Annotated in this window: 21 protein-coding genes; 9 read left to right on the top strand and 12 right to left on the bottom strand. The window is 47.7% G+C overall.

The window, feature by feature from the left end; all coding sequences use genetic code 11:
• Positions 1-175: 175 nt before the first annotated feature.
• Positions 176-1204 carry a sensor histidine kinase gene (locus H608_RS23795; RefSeq protein ID WP_028788574.1) on the bottom strand — a complete coding sequence of 343 codons (1029 nt, stop codon included), beginning with the start codon at positions 1202-1204 and terminating at the stop codon, positions 176-178.
• A 122-nt stretch (positions 1205-1326) separates the two neighbouring features.
• Between H608_RS23795 and H608_RS0116055 the strand changes: the two genes are divergently transcribed.
• Both H608_RS0116055 and H608_RS0116060 read left to right on the top strand, forming a co-directional pair.
• Entirely contained in the window at positions 1327-2004 is a 678-nt protein-coding gene (locus H608_RS0116055; protein ID WP_028788575.1) for a LuxR C-terminal-related transcriptional regulator, read from the top strand.
• Positions 2005-2014: 10 nt separating this feature from the next.
• A complete protein-coding gene (locus tag H608_RS0116060) occupies positions 2015-3073 on the top strand; it encodes a sensor histidine kinase (RefSeq protein WP_028788576.1) in 1059 nt (352 codons plus the stop codon).
• Between the two features lie 5 nt (positions 3074-3078).
• On the opposite strand, the gene ytxJ is transcribed toward H608_RS0116060, so the two are convergent.
• The 3 genes from ytxJ to H608_RS0116075 all read right to left on the bottom strand — a co-directional run bounded on the left by ytxJ (position 3079) and on the right by H608_RS0116075 (position 4753).
• Positions 3079-3411 carry a bacillithiol system redox-active protein YtxJ gene (ytxJ, locus tag H608_RS0116065; RefSeq protein WP_028788577.1) on the bottom strand — a complete coding sequence of 111 codons (333 nt, stop codon included), beginning with the start codon at positions 3409-3411 and terminating at the stop codon, positions 3079-3081.
• A gap of 366 nt (positions 3412-3777) precedes the next feature.
• Positions 3778-3987 (bottom strand): hypothetical protein, encoded by a 210-nt coding sequence (locus H608_RS0116070; protein WP_028788578.1) that lies wholly within the window; start codon positions 3985-3987, stop codon positions 3778-3780.
• A gap of 16 nt (positions 3988-4003) precedes the next feature.
• Positions 4004-4753 (bottom strand): hypothetical protein, encoded by a 750-nt coding sequence (locus H608_RS0116075; protein WP_028788579.1) that lies wholly within the window; start codon positions 4751-4753, stop codon positions 4004-4006.
• 92 nt (positions 4754-4845) lie between these two features.
• Here H608_RS0116075 and H608_RS0116080 point away from each other — a divergent pair, with 92 nt between their 5' ends.
• Entirely contained in the window at positions 4846-5742 is an 897-nt protein-coding gene (locus H608_RS0116080) for a fructosamine kinase family protein (protein WP_155990206.1), read from the top strand.
• Here the strand turns inward: H608_RS0116080 and H608_RS0116085 are convergent, their stop codons facing one another.
• The 5 genes from H608_RS0116085 to porW all read right to left on the bottom strand — a co-directional run bounded on the left by H608_RS0116085 (position 5743) and on the right by porW (position 16207).
• Complete coding sequence (locus H608_RS0116085; RefSeq protein WP_028788581.1) at positions 5743-6309, bottom strand: UbiX family flavin prenyltransferase; 567 nt, start codon at positions 6307-6309, stop codon at positions 5743-5745. It abuts the gene before it with no gap.
• Between the two features lie 390 nt (positions 6310-6699).
• The gene (locus H608_RS0116090) at positions 6700-8829 is read right to left on the bottom strand and encodes a S9 family peptidase (protein ID WP_028788582.1); all 2130 of its coding nucleotides are present in this window, start codon (positions 8827-8829) and stop codon (positions 6700-6702) included.
• A gap of 281 nt (positions 8830-9110) precedes the next feature.
• Positions 9111-10364: an aminotransferase class I/II-fold pyridoxal phosphate-dependent enzyme gene (locus H608_RS0116095; RefSeq protein WP_028788583.1), complete on the bottom strand. Its 1254-nt coding sequence runs from the start codon at positions 10362-10364 to the stop codon at positions 9111-9113.
• A gap of 136 nt (positions 10365-10500) precedes the next feature.
• Positions 10501-12906: a penicillin-binding protein 1A gene (locus H608_RS0116105; RefSeq protein WP_028788584.1), complete on the bottom strand. Its 2406-nt coding sequence runs from the start codon at positions 12904-12906 to the stop codon at positions 10501-10503.
• Positions 12907-13018: 112 nt separating this feature from the next.
• Positions 13019-16207, bottom strand: a complete 3189-nt coding sequence (porW, locus tag H608_RS0116110) for a type IX secretion system periplasmic lipoprotein PorW/SprE (protein ID WP_155990207.1) — start codon at positions 16205-16207, stop codon at positions 13019-13021.
• Between the two features lie 243 nt (positions 16208-16450).
• Here porW and H608_RS0116115 point away from each other — a divergent pair, with 243 nt between their 5' ends.
• From H608_RS0116115 to H608_RS0116140, 6 genes are all read left to right on the top strand, one after another.
• Complete coding sequence (locus tag H608_RS0116115; protein WP_028788586.1) at positions 16451-16849, top strand: hypothetical protein; 399 nt, start codon at positions 16451-16453, stop codon at positions 16847-16849.
• Positions 16850-16873: 24 nt separating this feature from the next.
• Positions 16874-17281, top strand: a complete 408-nt coding sequence (locus H608_RS22660) for a bactofilin family protein (protein ID WP_051268383.1) — start codon at positions 16874-16876, stop codon at positions 17279-17281.
• Positions 17271-17486, top strand: coding sequence for an AtpZ/AtpI family protein (locus H608_RS0116125; RefSeq protein WP_155990208.1), 216 nt, complete (start codon positions 17271-17273; stop codon positions 17484-17486). The genes H608_RS22660 and H608_RS0116125 overlap by 11 nt, the downstream gene beginning before the upstream one ends.
• Complete coding sequence (locus tag H608_RS0116130; protein ID WP_028788588.1) at positions 17479-17883, top strand: hypothetical protein; 405 nt, start codon at positions 17479-17481, stop codon at positions 17881-17883. The genes H608_RS0116125 and H608_RS0116130 overlap by 8 nt, the downstream gene beginning before the upstream one ends.
• On the top strand, positions 17876-18496 hold the full coding sequence (locus H608_RS0116135) for a SprT-like domain-containing protein (protein WP_028788589.1): 621 nt from the start codon (positions 17876-17878) through the stop codon (positions 18494-18496). The genes H608_RS0116130 and H608_RS0116135 overlap by 8 nt, the downstream gene beginning before the upstream one ends.
• Positions 18497-18733: 237 nt before the next feature.
• Positions 18734-19318, top strand: a complete 585-nt coding sequence (locus H608_RS0116140) for a porin family protein (RefSeq protein WP_028788590.1) — start codon at positions 18734-18736, stop codon at positions 19316-19318.
• 4 nt (positions 19319-19322) lie between these two features.
• Here H608_RS0116140 and H608_RS0116145 read toward each other — a convergent pair whose 3' ends face one another.
• Genes H608_RS0116145 through H608_RS0116155 form a run of 3 tightly spaced genes read right to left on the bottom strand, consistent with a single transcriptional unit; the run spans position 19323 to position 21039 of the window.
• Positions 19323-19808 carry a GNAT family N-acetyltransferase gene (locus tag H608_RS0116145; protein ID WP_028788591.1) on the bottom strand — a complete coding sequence of 162 codons (486 nt, stop codon included), beginning with the start codon at positions 19806-19808 and terminating at the stop codon, positions 19323-19325.
• 16 nt (positions 19809-19824) lie between these two features.
• Positions 19825-20607, bottom strand: coding sequence for a tetratricopeptide repeat protein (locus H608_RS22665; protein WP_038008706.1), 783 nt, complete (start codon positions 20605-20607; stop codon positions 19825-19827).
• Between the two features lie 48 nt (positions 20608-20655).
• On the bottom strand, positions 20656-21039 hold the full coding sequence (locus tag H608_RS0116155) for a VOC family protein (protein WP_028788592.1): 384 nt from the start codon (positions 21037-21039) through the stop codon (positions 20656-20658).
• Positions 21040-21063: the final 24 nt, after the last annotated feature.

Genomic DNA, 21063 nt, shown 5'->3' on the forward strand with positions numbered 1-21063 from the left:
GACCGTTCCCTGCAAGGAGGGAACGGTTTTTTTATTTATATAGCTGGCACAGGCATTGCAACTTTATTTATAAAAAATACATTTATGAATAAGTCTGTATTGCTCACTGCTTTGACATTAGGCGCCGCTGTAGTATATTGCCTTCACCTGTTGACACGGGAACGAAACACTGTGCCTAAAATGAAGGCTGTTCCCCACGCGGAGTGACCAGTGTGAAGTGAAAAGTTGTGCCTTTGCCCGGTACACTTTCCACCGTAATTTTTCCGCCGTCACGCTCGATAATACTGCGGATCAGGTACAAGCCGATACCGCTTCCCTCTGTTGTATCAGATGAAAACCTTGAAAAAGGAGTAAAGAGTTTGTCTGAATGGCGAACGGCATCAAATCCCTGCCCGTTGTCGGAATAGGTAAAATGAATGCCCGTTTCATCCGGTCTTGCTGTCAAATGAATCAGCAGGTTGCGTGAGGGATCAGCATATTTGATGGAATTCGAAATCAGGTTACGGAAAATACTTCTCAGATAAGTTTCAATAAACTGAATTTCGGCCACAGCCTTTAATTCCGTGTGTAATTGTATCGTTTTTTGCTGTACCGCTTCCGCTAATTCTTCATATACTTCGCGAACGATCAGTTCGGGACTAAGAGCGGTAACGATGTTGTCCGACAGATGATCGATCCGGATCACCTGGTTCATACTCGTGAGTGTGTTTTCAAGATTGGTGGCCGAGCGACGAATAATCTGGAGGAGGGAACGCTGTTCTTCCGGTAAGGCGAACGGATTCATGAGCTCCAGCGACAGGCCAAGCTTGGTCACTGAATTTTTGAGATCATGTGAGAGTGCGAACGTGATACGTTCGAGATCCCGGTAACCTCTTTCAAGTTCCCGGCGGCTTTTTGCGGCAGGGTTATGACGGTCTTTCAGGCGGCTGTCTGGTATATCCCGCGGAACGGGAAGCGACGTTACCGTATCATTGGCCTGTTTCACGGTCAGTAAAAACTGCTCGCTGGGTTGACGAATGGAGAAAATAAGCGGTTCCGTTTGTGGCAAATGAAGTTTGCTGACATGATCCGTTACTCTCGATGCGAAGTGGAATTGTTCCTGAAGCGTGGCACCGGCATGACGTGCCAGCCATACCGCTAATTCATGGGCATAGAAAATATCCGTTTCGGTATTAAGCCTGACGAGGCCGACGTCTTTACTCATTCTGATGTCAATGTTAGCCGCTTTAGTCTACCAAAACTATCAGGGAAATCCCTGATTTTCAACTGCGAACTTTCAATAATTGCTTCCGGTCCTTACTTTTAAGGCCAGAAAAGAACAACTACATGACAGGAAGGATCAAAGTATTTCATTTGGAAGATTACAAGATTATGCGGGATGGCATTAAATTTTTGTTATCGCAAGACCCGCAAATCACAGTGATAGGCGAAGCTCGTAACGGAGATGAGTTGATAGAAATGCTTCCGCATCTCGATGTCGACATCCTCCTGCTCGATCTCTACCTGGATGGCCTGGAGGACGTGCGCTCCATGGATGGTTTTGCGATCTCTGAGTATATTCAGAAAAACTTCCCCGATATCAAGATTGTTGCCCACTCGGTGTACAATGATGCCGACCGCGTGGCGCGGATCATGAATTCCGGTGCAATGGCTTTTGTGTCTAAAAAAGCCGGTTACGAAGAGCTGGTACAAGCTATTAAATTGGTTCACGGCGGAAAAAAGTATATTTGTACGGAGACCTCCAAGAAACTGAAAAATATCAATGAATTTTTGGATGGTATCGTGGATACGCTGCGGGGTGAAAAAGATTTTTTCTCTCAACGCGAAAAGGAAGTTCTTGAGTTATTAGGCCGTGGTTATTCGACCAAAGACATCGCCAAAGCCCTTTTTATCACGGAGAAAACAGTTGAAACTCACCGGAAAAACATGGTAGATAAGGCAAAGGTGAAAAATACGGCCGAGCTGGTTGCATTTGCATCTGCCCGAGGTTTTTTAAAACATTAAACTAGAAGCCGTGTTTGAAGATATCCGTTTACTGGGAAGCCTTTCGAAGGATGGAGTTTTCGTGTACGATATTCCTACCGAAAAATTTGTATACCTGAATGATGTACTTCCAAGGATTTTCGAAATAAAGAAGCAAGAGCTGGTACAACAACCCAGCCTCGTATTCCCGCTGATCCGTTCTGAGGATGCATATTACCTGCGTCACCGTTATACCCAACTTCTACTGGACAAATGTTTAACCAATAATGAATTCCGTTTGCAATTTGCAGATGGACGGATGCTTCATCTTTCCCTTGATGCCTATTTAATTGCTGAGCATTCCGTGATTGTTGGATTTGTGAAAGACCAGACCCTGGAAAAAGAGCACGAAGATTACATCATCAACTATGGGGCAAAAAAAGATACGTTGCTCGACATGATGACGCATAATCTTTCCGGGCCCTTGCAGCTTACCCAGAATATTCTTCGCTGGATGCAGCAGACGTATAAGCATGACGCGCCTGCCGATATTCATGCACAACTGCAGCTGATAAAAAACAATACGCAGGAGTGTCTTGATATCATTAATGACTTTTTACAGGAAGAGCATATTGAGTCGGAAAGAATATTTGTAAAAAAGACAAGATTTGACCTGCTCGAGCGGATTTATAATACGCTGGAGAAGATCATTGCGCTTAATAAAGACCGGAAATTCAGGATCATCACAGACCTGGAAAACCTGAATATCACTACTGACAGCGTGAAGTTTTTCCAGATCGTTCACAACCTTGTTTCCAATTCGATCAAGTTTACGCCGGAGAATGGTGAGATTGATATCATGGTCGAAGAAACCGATAAAACGTTTATTGTGCGCGTACGTGACAATGGGATTGGTATTCCTGCGCGACTGCATGAGTCCCTGTTTGAACGGCACACACCGGCCCAGCGTTATGGATTAAACAAGGAAGAGTCCAAGGGCATGGGCCTGTCGATCGTTAAAAGTCTTACACATTTGCTGGAAGGCAAGGTGAGCTTTGAGTCCGAAGAAAATAAAGGCTCCGTTTTTTCAATTGAGCTGCCAAAAGACTGATAAGATCAGTCCTGTAACTCGAAAGAGATTTCTTTGGCTGTAATTCCCAAATGACTTTCATGGAAGGTGCAAATGCCATTGCGGATAATAAGTATCTGCGGTGATTCGTGTACAACGTTCATGTCTCCCGCAATGCGGTTGGAGATTTCTCTGAACCGGATAAGGTCGAGGAAGTAGTAGTCTGCATTCTCCGGCAGTTTGCTTCCTTCCAGGCGTGTCTGTGCCACTTTGCTCACGGAGCAGCGCGTTGAATGTTTGAAAACCACCTGTGGGCGTTGTGCGGAAGCGGCAAGGAGAGACTCCCATTGTTCATTAGATTCCAGTAATGTCCAGTTCATGCCAATATAACAAACTTGTGAGTGGAAGGTTTAAGGTGGAGGAGTAAGTAATAAGTAATAAGTATTAAGGTTTGGTCCCGCAGGCTGAGGCTCCCGAAGCCAGTGACTGACGGAGAGAGTTCGTTCGACACCACAAGTGTTCAGAACGTTTATCCCCAAGAGTCGCTTTTAGCGCCCTTGTTGGTCTCCCGACCAACAAGCAAGCAAGAGTCGGGTTGCTTTGGTAGGTTAAGCTCAACATCGTACATAACTCAAAGATGAGCAGGCCCGTTGGTCTGGAGACCAACGGTAGCGTGATGTCGGATAATAATCCAAATCAAAAAAGGTCCGCACACAGAGTCTCCCGAAGCCGGCCATTGCCACAAATCAACTGCCACCTTGTGGGGTGGAAGCATGTTTCAGCTCCAAATCAAAATGCTCTTTTAACTTGCGTGCAGATTTTATAAAATCCTGTATGGCATTAAATAACATTTCCCTCTCTGTCGAACCTTTAAATTCAAAATCAGCGGGATCAACATCTATGACATACATGCCATCAATTTTCGTTTCTTTGTACGCTTTTTTCTTTAGTGACATATTGAATAATTTACGGTTAAAGAATTAAACTGCATATTCCTGAAAATTCGGTAATGTTCTCTTTGAGAATTTCCCGGTTTCTTTCAGATTCAATTATTTTTTCGGATCCTGGTATACTGCTGGAAAACGTAACGATACCAACGATTTTTTGAGTCGAACGGCTATATTTCCTATCAAATGCAAATATTGGTGTGCTGGCAACAAATCCATTACCTGAGATCGTTGCTCTTTGTTGTTCCGTAAAATTCAACTGATCTATGGAGCCCGGGATATCTCTTATTATTGTTCTTCCTATCGTATAAGCCTTACCGGTAATTCCCTGCCTTGCGGTAATCCTGAATTGCTTGTTCATCATGTTCCCCGGAGATAACCATACGACATCCAGGCGACGGACGAAAAACCTGGCAGATATTCTTCGAAATACCGAGCTGCCAATTACTGGTTCCCGGGTACAGTAAAAAACACGTCTGGGAATCATGATATTGGCCACCAAAGGGGACCCTCTGAATATTTCATGATCGAGATAAGTGGCAATCAGGTTATCAATAATTGTCCATTTATTGTTTTCCTGCCGTTCATATTTTTTCAGCGGTGCGACAACTGTTATGACATGCGTTAGTATCGTCGATCCTCCAAGGATCAGGGTGATAAGGAAAGGCGCATTGCTATACTGATTACGCAACCACCGGTCGATCTCCGGCAACCTGATCAGGATAATGATCAGACTGAGAAGAGGCAAAACATATATAAGCGAGATTTTTTCCATTAGTCAGGAGATCAATTTTTCTCAAAACTAAGTTGCTGGTAGGGCGGCAGTCGTATAATAAACGGGTAAGTTATATTTTTTACTTTCAGCGTTTGGATAAGAACCCTATCTTCATCACCATGCATTCGCCCATACCTGTTATCCTGTCTCAGGTTTTTCCACAGGAAGAACTGGTCATTCGTTCTGTTGAACGGATCAGCGGCGGAGATATCAATGACGCTTTCATGGCGCTGACCAATAACGGTCCTTTTTTTATCAAAACAAACCACACATCCGCACCACACTTTTTCGATGGTGAATTACGCAGTCTCAACTTATTGGCCGCAACCAACACGCTTACCGTTCCAAAGCCTTTTGGCTGTGGCAAGGTAAACGGCATGCAATTCATCGTTATGGAATGGCTGCATACCGGTCATCCGGGTGAAGATTTCTGGGAGAACCTCGGAACCGGCCTGGCTTCCGTGCATACACATTCAAATGAGTTATTTGGTGCAGCCCGTGATCAGTATATCGGTACGCTTCCGCAATCAAATACACAGACAACTACCTGGCATCACTTTTATCGCGATCAGCGTATCATGCCTTTGCTGCGTGATGCGTTGGATCAGGGACTTTGTACGAGAGAGGATATCGTCTGCGGGGAACGTTTCTGTAATCGTTTAACGGAGCTGCTCCCGGTGGAGCCAGCCGCCTTACTTCACGGCGATCTTTGGAGCGGAAATTTTTTAATAAAAACGGATGGCCATCCGGCATTGATCGATCCTGCAGTTTATTATGGCCATCGTGAAATGGATATTGCCATGACTGCTTTGTTTGGCGGATTTGATCCTCTTTTTTATCAGGCCTACAACGCCGCTTATCCTTTGCAAACAGGATGGCAGCAACGATTAGCTGTTTCGCAGCTTTATCCCTTGCTCGTGCACCTGCTTTTGTTTGGCAGCGGTTATTATGGTCGCGTCAAAACTATTCTGCAGCAGTACGGCAATTGATCAGGCTTTGTCTTTCCCCCAGCGGAATGTATCAATGGTAAAGCCGGCAAGATCGAGTACGCGATCGCTGACGGTGGCTGCCACTTCTTCGACTGTTGTTGGAAGACTGTAATAGGAGGGTGTAGCGGGACAGATGATGCCGCCGGCCAGTGTCACCGTTTCCATATTGCGGATATGCATCAGGTTGTAGGGCGTATCACGCACTACGCAGATCAGTTTTCTTCGTTCTTTTAATATGACATCGGCGGCCCTTGTAATCAGATCGTTTGACACGCCCGTGGCGATGCGGCCGAGTGTACCCATGGAGCAGGGGATAACGATGAGCGTATCGTAGCGCCCGGAGCCAGACGCAAAAGGCGCATTGAAGTCGTTCTTGTCATAGAACCTGAATGGATATTGCGTATACCTGTCATTGCCCAATTCCGTTTCCCATACCTGCCGCGCATTGTCCGACATCACGATGGCAATATCTGACCATTGCTCCGGAATGGTTGAAAGACGATTCAAAAGACCCGCCGCATAGATTGAACCACTGGCTCCGGTAATGGCAACAACAACTTTTCGCATAAATGATATTTCAAACGTGAAGATACCCCAGTGATGTGAGATTTTTTATGCAAACGTTTGCAGAGCAATAACTACATCGTTATAATCTGCAAATCAATGTTTCGACATTGAGATGGATCAAGATTTTCAAAATCAGGGCCTGTTTTTTGAAAAAAAATCATTTAAATATTTTGCGTTAATTCATTATTAACGATATTAGCAGTGAATTTTCATAGGATAAGGTTTAATGGTTAATGGTTTTTGATTAGGGCCCCCCGATTTCCATCGGGGGTTCTTTTTTTTAGCACCTCTCCGTCGTAGAAACGCATTTTTCCGGTATCGTTGCCGGAACGCAGGCATAAAAAAAGAGCCTGCATATGGCAGACTCTATTTATTGCTTTTATTCACTGGTTATTTCTTCTCCGTGCCCAGGTTCTCCAGGATCCAGTTCGTCATTTTGCTCCACAGATGGAAGCTGGTATTATCGGGTCCACCGGAAATACCGTGGTTTTTATTGGGGTAGTAAGCGCTTTCAAAATCAACATTGCTTTTCACGAGTGCCGTGATCATTTGCGTTGCATTCTGGAAGTGTACGTTGTCATCCGCCGTACCATGAATGATCAGGTATTTGCCTTTGATGCTGTTGGTGAAATTCATGGGTGCGTTATCGTCGTATCCTTTCTGGTTCTCGGCAGGCGTGCGCATGTAACGCTCTGTATAAATATTATCATAGAATCTCCAGCTTGTAACAGGCGCTACGGCAATAGCAGCGGAGAATACATCGGCTCCTTTGGTGATGGCAAGTGAGCTCATAAAACCACCAAAGCTCCAACCCCAATGTCCGATGCGGCTCTTATCTACATAGGGCAGGTTGCCGAACCATTTAGCGGCATCGATCTGGTCTTCTATTTCGAGTTTGCCCAATTGCAGGTAAGTTTTCTTTTTGAACTCTTCGCCTCTGTAACCTGTGCCGCTGTTGTCCACACTTACTACAATGAAACCTTTTTGCGCCAGCAATTGATGCCAGAAGCTGATTGCGCCAAAACGATTAGCTACCTGCTGCGATCCCGGCCCGCCGTAGTTGCAGAACAACACGGGATAACGACGTGACGGGTCAAAGTTGGCCGGCTTCAGTATCCAGCTGTTCAGTGTATCTCCTTTACTGTTGGGAATGCGGATGAATTCGCCTTTGGCCAGGTCATATTCCGCCATTTTCTCGCGCAGTTTGCTGCTTTCGTTCACGGTCTTTATCAGCTGTGCACGGTATCCTTTTTTATCAGCGATGATCGAATGCAGGGTTACCACCTGGGGTGTATTGATATCAGATCTGTAGTCGTAGAACTGCGTAAATTTATCGTTCAGCACTATGCGGTTCCAGCCGGTACCGGTCGTGAGTGCGGTACTTTTTTTACCTGAAAAATCTGCCACAAAAAAGTTGCGGTCCATTGGGCGCGGATAAGCTGTCTGATAATATACACGTTTATTGATCTCGTCTACGGCATTGATTTCTGTTACATCATAGTTACCGGAAGACAATTGCAGTTGCGTTTTGCCGTCGAAGCTGTAAAGCCAGATCTGGTTGTAACCACTCTTTTCACTGGTGAAAAGGAAATGTTTACCGTCGCGCAGGAAGTACCAGTCGTCGTGGATATCGATGTAATATTTATTTTTCTCTTCATAGAGCAGGCTCGATTTTCCGCTGGCCGCTTCTGTCAGCAGCAGGCGGAGATTGTCCTGGTGGCGGTTGAGCCAGAAGATAACGAGGCGGCTGTCGTCCTGCGTCCATTTGATGCGTGGGATATAGATATCGCCCTGTGCGTAATCGGCTTTTACTTTGCGGCCGGTGCGTACATCATAGATATGGATTTCTACTTTTGAGTTGTCGTCCCCGGCTTTGGGGTATTTGTAACGATAATCCTGGTTGTAACCATTGTTGTAAATGGTCATGTTGTATTCTTTTACCTGCGATTCATCGAAGCGGTAATAGGCGAGGTAGTTGCCTTTGGGGCTCCACTGATAGGCCTGGGTGAAGCTGAATTCTTCTTCATATACCCAGTCGCAGTTACCGTTGATGATGAAATTCCATTTTCCATCGGTGGTGATAGCGGTTGCCCTGGCCGAAGCAATGTCGTAGATGTAAAGATTATTGTCTTTTACATACGCCACTTTGCTGCCATCGGGGGAGAAAGTGGGATGTAAAACTTTTTCATTCTCCAGTTTGGTTACGTTACCGGTGCCACGGTGATACAGGTATACGATGGCTTTGGAAGAATGGCGATAGATCGGTTCCGCATCGATGCGGATAAGCGCGAGGGATGTATCGGCTGCATTCACGATCACTTCAGAAGCGCGGCCGAGTGCCTTTCCGGCTTCATCTTTCAGACCATCGGTGCTGATCTCTGAAGAACGGGTGCCGAAGTCGGCCGGAACAAATTCGCCGCGGAAGGTTCCTTTCTTATAAAGATCTTCCAGGGTAATCGCCTTTTTCTGGGCCTGGCCAAGCAGGGGCAGGAACAGCAGGGCTACAATGAGTTTACGCATGTTATCCATTTTTTTCAAGCTATAAATGTAAAGGTTTTAAGTAATAAGTTTTAAGTATTAAGTGATGGAAGGCTTAAGGTATAAGGTATAAGGTATAAGGCGTAAGGCCCGATACTTCGGGCTAAGGCTTGAGGTATAAGGTGGGAAGTTGCGGGTGAAAATTATTCATTACTTGAGTTGTTCATAAAAAAAGACCGCCCCGGCGGTCTGTACGTATCAAGAATAAATTCATTTACATATTTACACATTCCGCCAAAGGCGGCACATTTTCACATTCTTTCTCAATCTGCCATATCCGGAATGGCCTCGGCCTTATAAGCTCCTGCGTCCAGTTTTTCTTTGGTAGCGGAGAACGCCTGCAGCGTCTCTTCGATGTCTGCATCGGTATGTGTGGCCGTAGGGATGAGGCGGTAAATGATATGTCCTTTCGGAATAACCGGGTATACCACGATAGAGCAGAATATGCGGTAGTTCTCACGCAGGTCCATTACCATGGCTGTTGCTTCTTCCACGCCACCTTTCATGTATACAGGTGTTACCACTGAATCGGTGTTGCCGATATCAAAACCACGTTCTTTCAATCCAGCCTGTAGTTTGAGGGCGTTGCTCCAGAGTTTCTCGCGCAGTTCGGGTTGTGTGCGCAACAGGTCGAGGCGTTTAAGGTTACCGATCACGAGTGGCATCGGCAGGCTTTTGGCAAAAATCTGGCTGCGGATGTTGTAACGGATATAGTCGATGATCTTGCGGTCACCGGCAACGAATGCACCGATTGACGCCATTGATTTGGCGAATGTAGAGAAGTAGAGATCGATTTTGTCCTGTACGCCTTGTGCTTCACCGGCACCGGCGCCGGTTGCACCGAGTGTACCGAAACCATGCGCATCGTCAACAAGAAGGCGGAAATCATATTTATCTTTCAGTGCTGCGATCTCGGTCAGTTTGCCCTGATCGCCGGCCATACCGAATACACCTTCCGTGATCACGAGTACGCCGCCGGCATTCTGCTTGTTCACCAGTGCAGAAGCGCGTTGCAATTGTTTTTCCAGGTCGGCGAGGTCGTTGTGTTTGTACACATAACGGTGACCGGGATGCAAACGCAATCCATCGATAATACAGGCGTGGCTTTCTGCGTCGTATACAATCACATCATGACGGCTGCAAAGCACGTCGATGATGCTCACCATTCCCTGGTAGCCGAAGTTGAGCAGGGCGGCATCTTCTTTCATCACAAAAGCAGCCAGCTCGGCTTCGAGTTGTTCGTGATAATCACTGTTGCCGCTCATCATACGCGCACCCATCGGCAGTGCCAGGCCAAAACGTGCGGCACCGTCTGCATCAGCTTTACGTACTTCAGGATGATTGGCGAGACCGAGATAGTTGTTGAGGCTCCATACGATCATTTCTTTTCCGCGGAATTTCATGCGGCTTGAAATGTCTCCTTCCAGTTTGGGAAATGCGAAATAGCCATGTGCTCTTTCGCGGTGTTGGCCAATAGGACCATAATTTTTAAGCAGACGCTCAAAGATGTCAGCCATATGTTTATGAAGATTTTAGGTGAGGCCCCGCTCATGCCCGGGGCAGACGCTTTCCAAAAAAGCGTTGCAAAGGTAAGGTTTTGTCAGCAAAAAGCCCCGGCAAACTGCCGGGGCTAAGCTATTGAAGAGGAGTGCTTTAGTTCTCTTTTTTACCAAATAGTTTCTTGAAAAGCCCTTTTTTCTTCCGGGGCTCATCGGCTGCGGAACCGATTGGTTTGTTGTTCGGGTCTTTTTTCGAATCTTTTTTCTGCGTACTGTCTTTTTTAGGTGTAGTAACAGGCGCATCCGGATCCTGGAACGGACGCGATTCGGCCGGAAGGTCATATCCTTCTTCTGTACCTACGCCCACGTCTTCCTGCTGCGCGCCCGGCTCAATATCCGAGTCGATCTGCAGGGCATCCGCACTGAACATTTCGTTGTCCATTTGTGCCGGCTGTACAAATTTGGCGTCGCGTTCGATACCGAGTTTTTTGTCGGCGTATACTTTTTTGAAGAAGTTTTCCCAGATAGGTCTTGCGGCTGCGCCACCAAAACCGCCGCTGCCTTCGTTGCGGATGAAACGGTCATCGCAACCAACCCATACGCCACCGAGCAACTGCGGCGTATAACCCATGAACCATGCATCAGAGTTGTCGTTGGTCGTACCGGTTTTGCCGGCCATTTCAGCGGCACCGAGGCGTCCGCGCAATCCTGCTGCGGTACCTTTGTCTACGGTTCCCTGCATCATGCGGGCCATTTTATAAGCCGTGATCTCACTGATCACTTCCTTGCGGTTGGCACTGTAATCAAAGCGTTTGATCACATTGCCATTGCGGTCTTCAATACGGCTGATGAAATAAGGCCTGGTTGAAAAACCTCTTCCTGCAAAAATGGTATAACCCCACATCATTTCGAAAAGTGAAAGTTCGCAGGAACCGAGTGCGATAGAGGGGAAAGCTTCTACTTTTGTGGGGATATTCAACCGTGCTATGAAATCGGTAAATTCTTTTACTCCCACCTGCTTCATGATATAAGCCGTAGCACAGTTTTTCGACCATGCCAGTGCGTTGGCCATCGTCATCGTGCGGCCGGAGCAGGAGCGGCTTGTTGCCGGCACCAGTTGACCATTGCCAAATGATTGCTGCTGATCCACCACCTCCGTTTCCGGCGTGAAGCCGCGTTCTTCCATTGCCTGTGTATACAGCAGCGGCTTTATTGACGAACCAACCTGGCGTTTGGTGTTGAGGTTGGCGTGGTCGAGTTTATAGGTTTTGAAGTTGATGCCGCCCACCCATGCTTTTACCTCACCTGTTACAGGGTCCATTACCATGAAGGCCGACTGCACCATGGTACGGTGGTATTTAATGGAGTCGTAAGGCGTCATCACTGTATCTTTTTCCCACTGTTTATTCCAGGCAAATACTTTCATGGGCGTCTTTACAAAGAAGCTTGCTTTGATCTCTTTGTCGCTCAAGTTGTCTTCCACACCGTTTTTCCATCGATCGCTGCGTTTCATTTCCCGTTCGAGTACGTTCTCGTGGTCTTTCCAGATCGAACCATTTTTGATTTTGCTTTGTGCCAGTAGTGCTTTTTGCAGGTTGGGCACCTGCGAAGCCATCGCTTCTTCGGCGTATTCCTGCATACGCGGATTGATGGTGGTATAGATCTTCAATCCGTCTTCATAAATATTATAAGAGCCGCCATCCGGCTTTTTCAGTTTCTTCAATTCGTTCTTTACTTCTTCGCGCAGTATTTCGCGGAAGTAAGGAGCATAACCGGTGTTTTCATCCAGCTTGCGGTAATTCAGTTTGATAGGCATGGCGCGGTAGCGGGTGGCTTCGGCAGCCGTAATATTTCCGTTCTCTTCCATGCGTGTTAACACCAGGTTGCGGCGATCGCGGGCAGGGACAGGATTGCGTCGCGGGTTGTAGACGCCGGGACCGTTGATCATGCCTACCAGCAAAGCGGCTTCTTCAACAGTGAGCACATCGGGCTCTTTCTGGAAAAAAGTACGGGATGCATTGCGGATACCGAACACATTATCAGAAAAAGGAACGGCATTCAGGTATAAAGCAATGATCTCTTCTTTGGTAAAGTTGCGTTCCAGTTTTACGGAAATGATCCATTCTTTCAGCTTCTGCATCATACGTTGTGCCTTGTTGGTGGCACGCCGGTTGAAGAGAGCGAGTGCCAATTGCTGCGTGATGGTGCTGCCACCACCTTTACTGCCCAGTAGCAGCACGGCGCGCATGGTTCCTTTCAGGTCGATGCCGGAGTGATCATAGAAGCGCTTGTCCTCGGTGGCAATGAGGGCGTTGACCACATGCGGGGAAATGTCGCGGTATTTCACCACGCTGCGGTTCCCTTCCGGCAGATAATATTTTCCCATCAGCGTTCCATCTTCAGCATATACTTCGGATGATTGCAGGATGGAAGGATTTTCCAATTCTTTCATGGAAGGCATTTCTCCGAAGACACCGAAGTTGGCCATCAGCACGAGCAGCACAAAGCCGAGGAAGCCAAAAAGGAAAATGCGCCAGAAAATGCGGACTGATTTTTTCATTCGTTTCCGTTTTTAGGGGCATGAACATAGCAGGTTCATGCAAACCGTTCGAAATTAGCAAAAACCCAGCCGCGGATTGAGCGTACCGGGTTTAATTTTTTCCCAAAAAACATCAGAATTTGCCAGGCAGTTTGTTCTGGAGGAATTGCTGGTATTTTCCAAGTTCTTTGTTGGTTTTCAGCAGTTCAAGGTTGGCCTGGCTGATGATCAGGAAGCTGTACTTGCCACCTTTCAGCCACGGAACGATCTGTGTGCTCGTTTTGGGCTGGTTCACGCTCACATATTCCAACGCTTCTTCCGCATTTTTAAACGGACTCATCAGCAGCAGGCGGTTGTCCGCATCGATCGTCACCAATTCGGAGGTGAGCGTCTTGCTGCGGTAGTTCTGCTGGTTGTGCAGGTTGAATGCATTCTGCGCTTCGCGGATGAATACCGGGTCTACTTTATTCAGCACCACCACTACATAATGCGGTACATCGGCGTTGTAGTTAAAGGCATTCGGATCTACCGGAGGTGCCGCAGGCTTCGGCACAGGAGCTTTTACCACGGTATCGGGGCGCGGAGTTACTGGTGCGGTCACCGGTGGCTTAACCGCCACAGTATCCTTGGGAACCGGTGTAACGGCTACCGTATCAGGTGCGGGTATGGGCGGCGCTTTGGTAATGAGTGAATCGACAGGTTTGGTTACCACCGTGTCTTTTACAGGTGGTACAACTACAGGAGGCTTCGCGGCCACGGTATCTTTTATTACGGGTGGTTTGGCGGCAACTGTGTCTTTAGCAGGAGGCGGCGTTACCACAACCGGTGGTTTGGCGGCAACCGTATCTTTTACTACCGGAGGTTGAGGTTTGGGTACAACAGCTACAGGCGGCTGTGTAACAACGGCGTTGCGGTCTTCCGCAGGTCTTTCAATCACGAGGTTGCGGAGTTCTTCCTCGATTTCGGCACGGCGGTTCAACACGTTGAGCAGGTTGGTGGCTTTGGCGGCCATGGGAGTCTGATCGAAACGTGATATGATATTATTCAGTACGCCTTTGGCCACACTGTCTTCGCGTTGACGGATATAATAGACGGCTTCGATGTAGAGCAGCTGAGGTGTCCAGTAGCTGTTGCCATAAATGCTGTCCGCAGCTTTCTTGCGGGCAACGGCTTCCTGGAATTGTCCTTCAATGAAGAGGTCGTAAATTTCTTCGTAGGTGCGTGTGGCAGCAGTATTCGATTTCTGGTCTTTCGGATTTTTTCCGGTGGTTACGATCGCCGTCAGGTTGCTATTGGGAAATTGTTGTGACAACTGATTTTTCACCGCAGTGGCTTTGGCCATTTCTCCATTACGCTGGTAGCAATAATAGAGGTTGAACAAAATGTCTTCCATCTGCGGATGTTGCGGGAAGCGTGTGCGGACGGCTTCCAGCGTTTCGGTTCCGGCGGGGCAATCTTCCAGATCCTGGATATAAATTTTGCCCAGTTCGTATTGAGCGGTTTGCAGGGAGTCGTTGGACTTCTGCAGGCTTTCCGGGGTCAGGGGCAGCCGGTTATAAAGTATATCGTAAGTGCTTTCGCCACCACCGGTTGAAAGATCCTGGTTTGGATTGGAAGGATCGGGTGCCAGCAGATTGTTGTTGTTCTGAATCTGGTTCATGAGCGATGCGCTCCGGCGCCAGTTGTCTACGTTGGGACGTTTGCCCCAGCGTGTACGGAAATCATTCTCTCCTTTCTGGCGTAACGTGGAATTGTAGAAATACCAATCTCCTTTCTGCGTATTGCCGCCGAATAGGGGCGGTGCCTGGTTATTGCCGGGTAATGGAATGCCGGTAGTGATGGTGCCTTCGTCTTTCAGCCCTTGTGCTTTGCGAAGCTGACGGGCAAGTTTGCGCACGAGTTCTTTGCGTTCGTCTTCCGGAAGTGCGGCGATATGTTGCAGGCTATCCTGGCGTTCGATAATGTCGAGGTTGGTTACGATTTTACCGAGAATGGTTTTACGTGCGGTAATGAGATCGGGATCTTTCAATGCCGGGTCGCTCATGTTGAGGCTGTCGTAAAAACGGTGTGCATCGCGGTAAACGCGTTTCTGGAAAGAGAGTTCTGCCAGTTGAAGAAAAGCGCGGTTGCGTTGTGATGCGTTGTTGGAGGCATAACGGGTACTTTTCAGTAAAAGTGCAAGTGCTGCATCGGTATTGTCGCGCTCGAGTTCCATTTGCGCAGCCATATAATAAATGATGTCGCGATAATCGGCGTATTTATCGCGGCGTGCCATTTTGAGCAGGGTGGAAATATTTTTCTCGATATAATTTTCTCCGCCGTCTTTGTTTACGCGGATGCTGGACAGGCGTGCATAGATTTCGAGAATGGGATCATTGGCGTGGCTGATGGCTTTGCCATAATATTTTTCCGCGTCAGCGTAGTTGTTGCTCATCTCGAATAACTGACCGGCGAGGTATTCCCAGCGGGCTCTTTCCTGTCTGTTGGTGGCATTGTCCAGCGCCTGCACCAGGTGTACGGCGGCACTGTCCCAATTGTTTTGTTTATAAAACATAAATGCCTGCACTTCTTCGAGGTCGCTGCGAAGACGTGAAGGAAACTGCGGATCATCTCTCAATACAACAATGAGGCTGGATGCTTCGGCAAACTGGTCCATCATCAGGTGGTTGCGGATCTGCCAGATGAAAGCGTCGTTGCGGCTGGGTGGTTCGGAGAAAACTTTTTTCAGTACGTTTCTTTTCTCTTTGGTGCTAATGCTGTTGGCCGCGTTGCCATCGATGCGGCTGCCGATGGTTTTATAATAACCGTCTTTTTCGCGGGGAGCAAAAGCATAGTTAATGAACTGGAACATCAGGTAGGCCGAGTCGTGCTGTTGCTTCAGGTAGTAAGTGGCCCCCCATAATAAATACATATTGTCGATCCAGTCGTTGCGGAGGTCATGGATGGCGATGCCGGTCTGTGTTTTATAGCTCACCGAATCGAGTTGCGTGCTGTCGGCGGCTGTGGTTTCTAAAGAATAGTTGTAAAAAGAGAGTAACTGAGAGTAATCGTCGCGGTAAGCCTGTTTGGCGCGGTCGATGATCTCGTTGAGTTTGTTATTGGCGTTGAAATACCAGTTGTAATGGGTAACGGTGTTCTGGGTGAAGCGGCGGAAGCCGGGAATCTTTTTGTCGGTGGACTTTTCGGATGCGAGTTCGCGGTTTTCGTATTCTTTGGGCTTGGCAAACTGGTAGGAAATGCCCATCTGCCCGAAACATGGTACGAGGAACAGGCACAGAATAAGACTAAAACCCAGGGAAGCAGTATTTCTTTGGACTCGCATTGGCCGGCGCAAACTAAGTTCTTAATAACTGAAATTCAAACAATTTAGTATAAAAATAGGGCAATTTTTTTTGCCGAACTGTGGCATTTGCCGAAGGCTTTGATAATCACGGATCGACGGGGAAAAGACGAAAGCCGGTTACCTGGCGGGGCCAGCCTTTTTTGAATTTTGACATTTTAATTTTGAATTACTCTTCCACAAAGCGGGATTGCTTATTTTTATCCGAGTTAATAATTCCTGATTATGGCAAAACTGGATCCCGGATCTACGCTCAAGCGGCTGCGCAACCGTTACCGGATGGTGGTGATGAATGATGATACGTATGAGGAGGTGGTGACGTTTAAGTTGTCCAGATTCAGCGTATATGTGGGGTTGAGCACAGTTTTTGTGTTGCTCGTGGGCCTTACGGTGGCGCTGATCATCTTTACGCCGTTGCGTTATTATATACCGGGAGCGGCGAGCCAGCAATCTTCCGGCCGCGAACTGCGGGAGGTAAAGATCGGGGTGGATTCGGTGAGCCGCCAGATGGGCTACCAGGAAAAATACCTTGAAAACATCCGCATGGTGCTTCGCGGTGATATTCCGGTAAGCCGGGATACCACCACGCTGGAACTGCCAAAGGATGAATTCAGCGATGACTGATCCTTCATTTAATCCAAGATAACTATGTTCAATAACCCCAAAAAAACCGACATGCAGGAAAAAAGCATTTCCGGGGGCGCTACGCTGGTAAGTGCCGGCACCACTTTCAAAGGCGATATCAGCAGCACCAGCGATCTCCGCATCGATGGTAAAGTGGTTGGCAATATCCAGAGCACTGCGCGCGTGGTGATCGGTGCCAACGGAGAAGTGGAAGGAGATATAACGGGTAACCAGGCCGATATCGTCGGCAAGGTATCCGGTAATATCCGCGCCAAGGAATTGCTGCAACTGCGCGGCGACTGTGTAGTAACCGGTAACCTTTATGCCGGCAAATTACAGGTAGAGCCGACTGCCACATTCAACGGGCATTGCCACATGGGTAATAATGTAGTGGAAATGGCCAATAAAGAACTTCCTGCACTTGCCAAATAAACGTGTTCCCAACTGGATGAATTACCTGGGGCTGGGTATGCAGCTCCTGGTGTTGCTTGCATTGGCCCTCTGGGGCGGGATGGAGCTGGACAAACGTTTCAATATGTCGCCGTTCCTGACGCTTACCTTACCTTTGCTTGTCCTGATCATGACTTTTTACCGGGTGATCAGGGAAACGTCGAAACGAAAGAACAAAGATGAGTGAAACCAAAGGCTTCGGCCACTTCAAGATCCCCGTATTGATATTTGTTGTAATCACGGCAGGCATTCTGCTTGCGCAGCAACCTTTGGAGAAAGCGGATGTAGACTACAGGGTATTGCTGGGCGGCAACCTGATTCTTTTCCTGGTATCGGTTGCTACCGGCGCCATGGCGCGTAAAGCACTGGGCAATACCAATCCCCACGCATTCACACGTGCCGTATACGCGGGTTTTGTACTTCGCCTGTTTGTATGCGCCATTGCGGCCGGGGTATATATTATTGCCTCCGGCGACCAACTGAATAAATACGGACTCTTCGGCAGTCTTCTTTTTTATTTCGTCTATACTTTTATTGAAATCACTTCTTTGCAGCGCCTGTTGAAGCAAAAAAAGAATGCCTAAGAAAGACGTTCCGATCAATACACTAGAACGGTTCCTTCCGGACAACACCTATGCACCTGTACTGGCTTATCTCAATCAGTACAAGGTTCATCTCACCGTGACGCGCGAACGGAAATCCATTTTGGGCGATTACCGCCATCGTACGCGGCAGGATACGCACCGTATCAGCGTAAATGGTACGCTCAACAAGTATGCATTTCTCGTAACCTTATTGCACGAGCTCGCACACCTGCTGACATTCGAACAATTCAGCAACCGTGTGATGGCGCATGGCAAAGAATGGAAAGCCATTTACGGTCAGTTGCTCCATCAGTTTCTCGAACACAAAGTATTTCCGGACGACATTGCGTCGGAGTTGCAGCAGACATTGCGTAATCCTGCTGCCTCGAGTTGTGCAGAAGAGGGCCTGCTACGCGTGTTACGTCGTTATGATCAGCGGCCGGCGGAAGTAAAACTGGTGGAAGAACTGGCAGACGGCACTTTGTTCCGCACCACCGATGGTCGCATTTTCCGCAAAGGCCCGCGTTTGCGCAAACGTTTCAAGTGCGAAGAGGTAGGCACGGGCAAGCAGTATTTGTTTAGTCCGGTGTACGAGGTGGTGAGTGTGGCATAATACATAAGGTGTAAGGCCCGATGCTTCGGCCTGTCGGGGTAACAGCCGCTATATGTTTAAGCTGTTGATAACGCTTTTCACACAAAGTGCGCAAACTAATGAAGACCCAAAGTCGATTCACCATTCACTATTGACCATTCACTATTGACCATTCACCCAGCCTACTACAAATTCGGTATTTCACATCCATTATCCCCCGGTTACTTTTACGTCATTCCTAATCAAAAAACGGGTGACATGAAAAAGTATGTCTTTATTCTGCTGCTGACTATCTTGTCAGCTTCTGCTGATGCACAAGTAAGTTTCGGTCCCAAACTGGGATTGAATATTTCCAAACTTTCTTTTACGGACGATGATTTTAAAACCGGCTTCCGGCCCGGCTTTGCCATAGGTGGCGTAGTAAATTACAAAGTGATGGAGAAACTTTCGGTACAGGCCGAATTGTTCTATTCCCTGGAAAGTACTTCTGAAAAGCGCATCAGCACCGATGCAAAAGGCCACATTAATATGAGCTTTGTGCATCTGCCCATCCTGGCGCAGTATGCTATCTTCAAAGGGCTTTATGCAGAGGCCGGACCACAGATCGGTTTTCTGGTTGCTGCCAAAGAATCTTACGGCAGTCAGGACGCAGAAGATATCAAGCAATATTATAAAAAAACAGATATCCGCTTTCCGGTTGGTGTCGGCTATAATCTGCCCATCGATGGTTTGAGTGCCGGTATCCGTTATTCTTTCAGCATTTCAAAACTGAACACAGTTGAAGTCGGCGGCGGCAACCTGAAGTTTCACACGATCTGCCTCAGCGCTGCTTATCGCTTCTGACCCGTTACAAGTCGCGGATCATCCAGTGACTGCAACCAAAATGACCACTATTACCCAACGGGGCTTCCAGGTAACGGAACCCCGTTTTTTCATATAATCCCAGGGCATTGGTGAGTTCGGGCATCGTTTCGAGATAGATTTTTTCATAGCCCATTTCCTTAGCAGTGGCGAGGCAATGTTGAATCAGTTTTTTACCAATTCCTTTGCCGCGGCCCTCCGGCAGCAAATACATTTTTACCAGTTCACAAGTTTTGTCCGGCAGTCCTTCTGTGGGAAGTAATCCCGCACCACCCAACACGATATCATTTTCTTCCACTATAAAATAACAGGAACCGGACTGGCGGAACAATTCATACAACGAATCCGTGCTCGCATCATAATAAACTGTACCGGGGTGATTGGCGCCGAATTCTTTCAGCGTATCGCGGACGATGCGGGCAATGACAGGATTATCTCTTTGCTCAATGGGGCGTATAACAGTTGCGCTCATGCGGCAAAGTTACTGATCAGCGGATATGCACCAGCTTCCAGTTTACCTGGTAAGGATAAGGCTCGTAAAATGAGTTGTCTTCATTAACCGTATAGCCGTCCAGGAAGTCCTGCTTTGCCTCGCGGATAAGGAGAAGGCCTTCTTCTTCGCGATTCAATAACAATAAACATTTTCCTTTGAAATATTTGGCGTCGGAGAAACGCGGATAGACCGCCAGGCTGCGGTCAAATGCTTTGATGGCATCGTTGTATTGTTGCAGTTCGTAATAAGCAATACCGAGATAAAACAGTTCCAGTTGATGTTGCGACGGACCCGAGGGGTTGGTTTGCTTTTGAAATAATGCCAGCGCTTCCCTGAAGTGGTTTAGTTGCAGGTAGCAGAGCCCGGAGTAGAAATCAAAACCGTGATCCATCACGCTGCTGTTGCCCCATTTCTTCCGGCTAAGGGCGAAGTCTGACAATGCGGCTTCATAGGTTTTGGCAAAAATGCATTTGATAAAGGCGCGATAGGGCAGTAGCGTAGTATCACATTCAACGCCTTTGTCGAGGTAAGCCATGCCGGCTTCATATTTTCTTTGTTTGAAATAAGGCATCGCCCGCATCTGCCAGAGATACCCGATGCGTGGATTTTCTTTTAACCCTTTATCGATCCAGTCGCCCCATTCGGGTGAAAAGATGCTGTGTAGCTCAGCACCACGGGTGAAATATTTTGCAATGGTACTGTCGGCAGGAATAGCCGGTTGTGCGTTTGATAGCTGCGTCACCAAAAGCAAAAACAGCAGGCAGTTGATCCGGTTCATAGCATGGTTTTGTCCGGACCAGACGGCCTGCTGCGGTTACAAGTTGCATCAGCTTTCCGGCGGGGCTTCATAGTGCACGAAATCGATGCCGATGCCGTTAGGGTCAACGATCGCAAAATGCGTATCGCCCCAGGCTTCTTGTCTGATGTCGATTGCCATCGGCAGGCCACGGCCTTTCAGCGTAGCATACAACTCATGTACGTCTGCCACTTCGATGGTAAGAAATACACCCTGCCCCTGGAAGGCCGGCCGGAATATCGACGCCTGGTTGTCCAGCTCCGGTTGGAGAAATGCAAGGTCCTGGCTGCCGTCCGGCGTATGTAACAATAAATACCATTCGTTTTTAAAGCGCACTCCAAAACCTAATTGTTCCGTGTAAAATTTTTCCGTTTCTGTCAGATGGGGCGTGATGATGCCTGCATTGAGTTTCATAACAACTGAGTTTATTTTTTGAAA

Source organism: Terrimonas ferruginea DSM 30193, from assembly GCF_000425585.1.
Taxonomy (GTDB): domain Bacteria; phylum Bacteroidota; class Bacteroidia; order Chitinophagales; family Chitinophagaceae; genus Terrimonas; species Terrimonas ferruginea.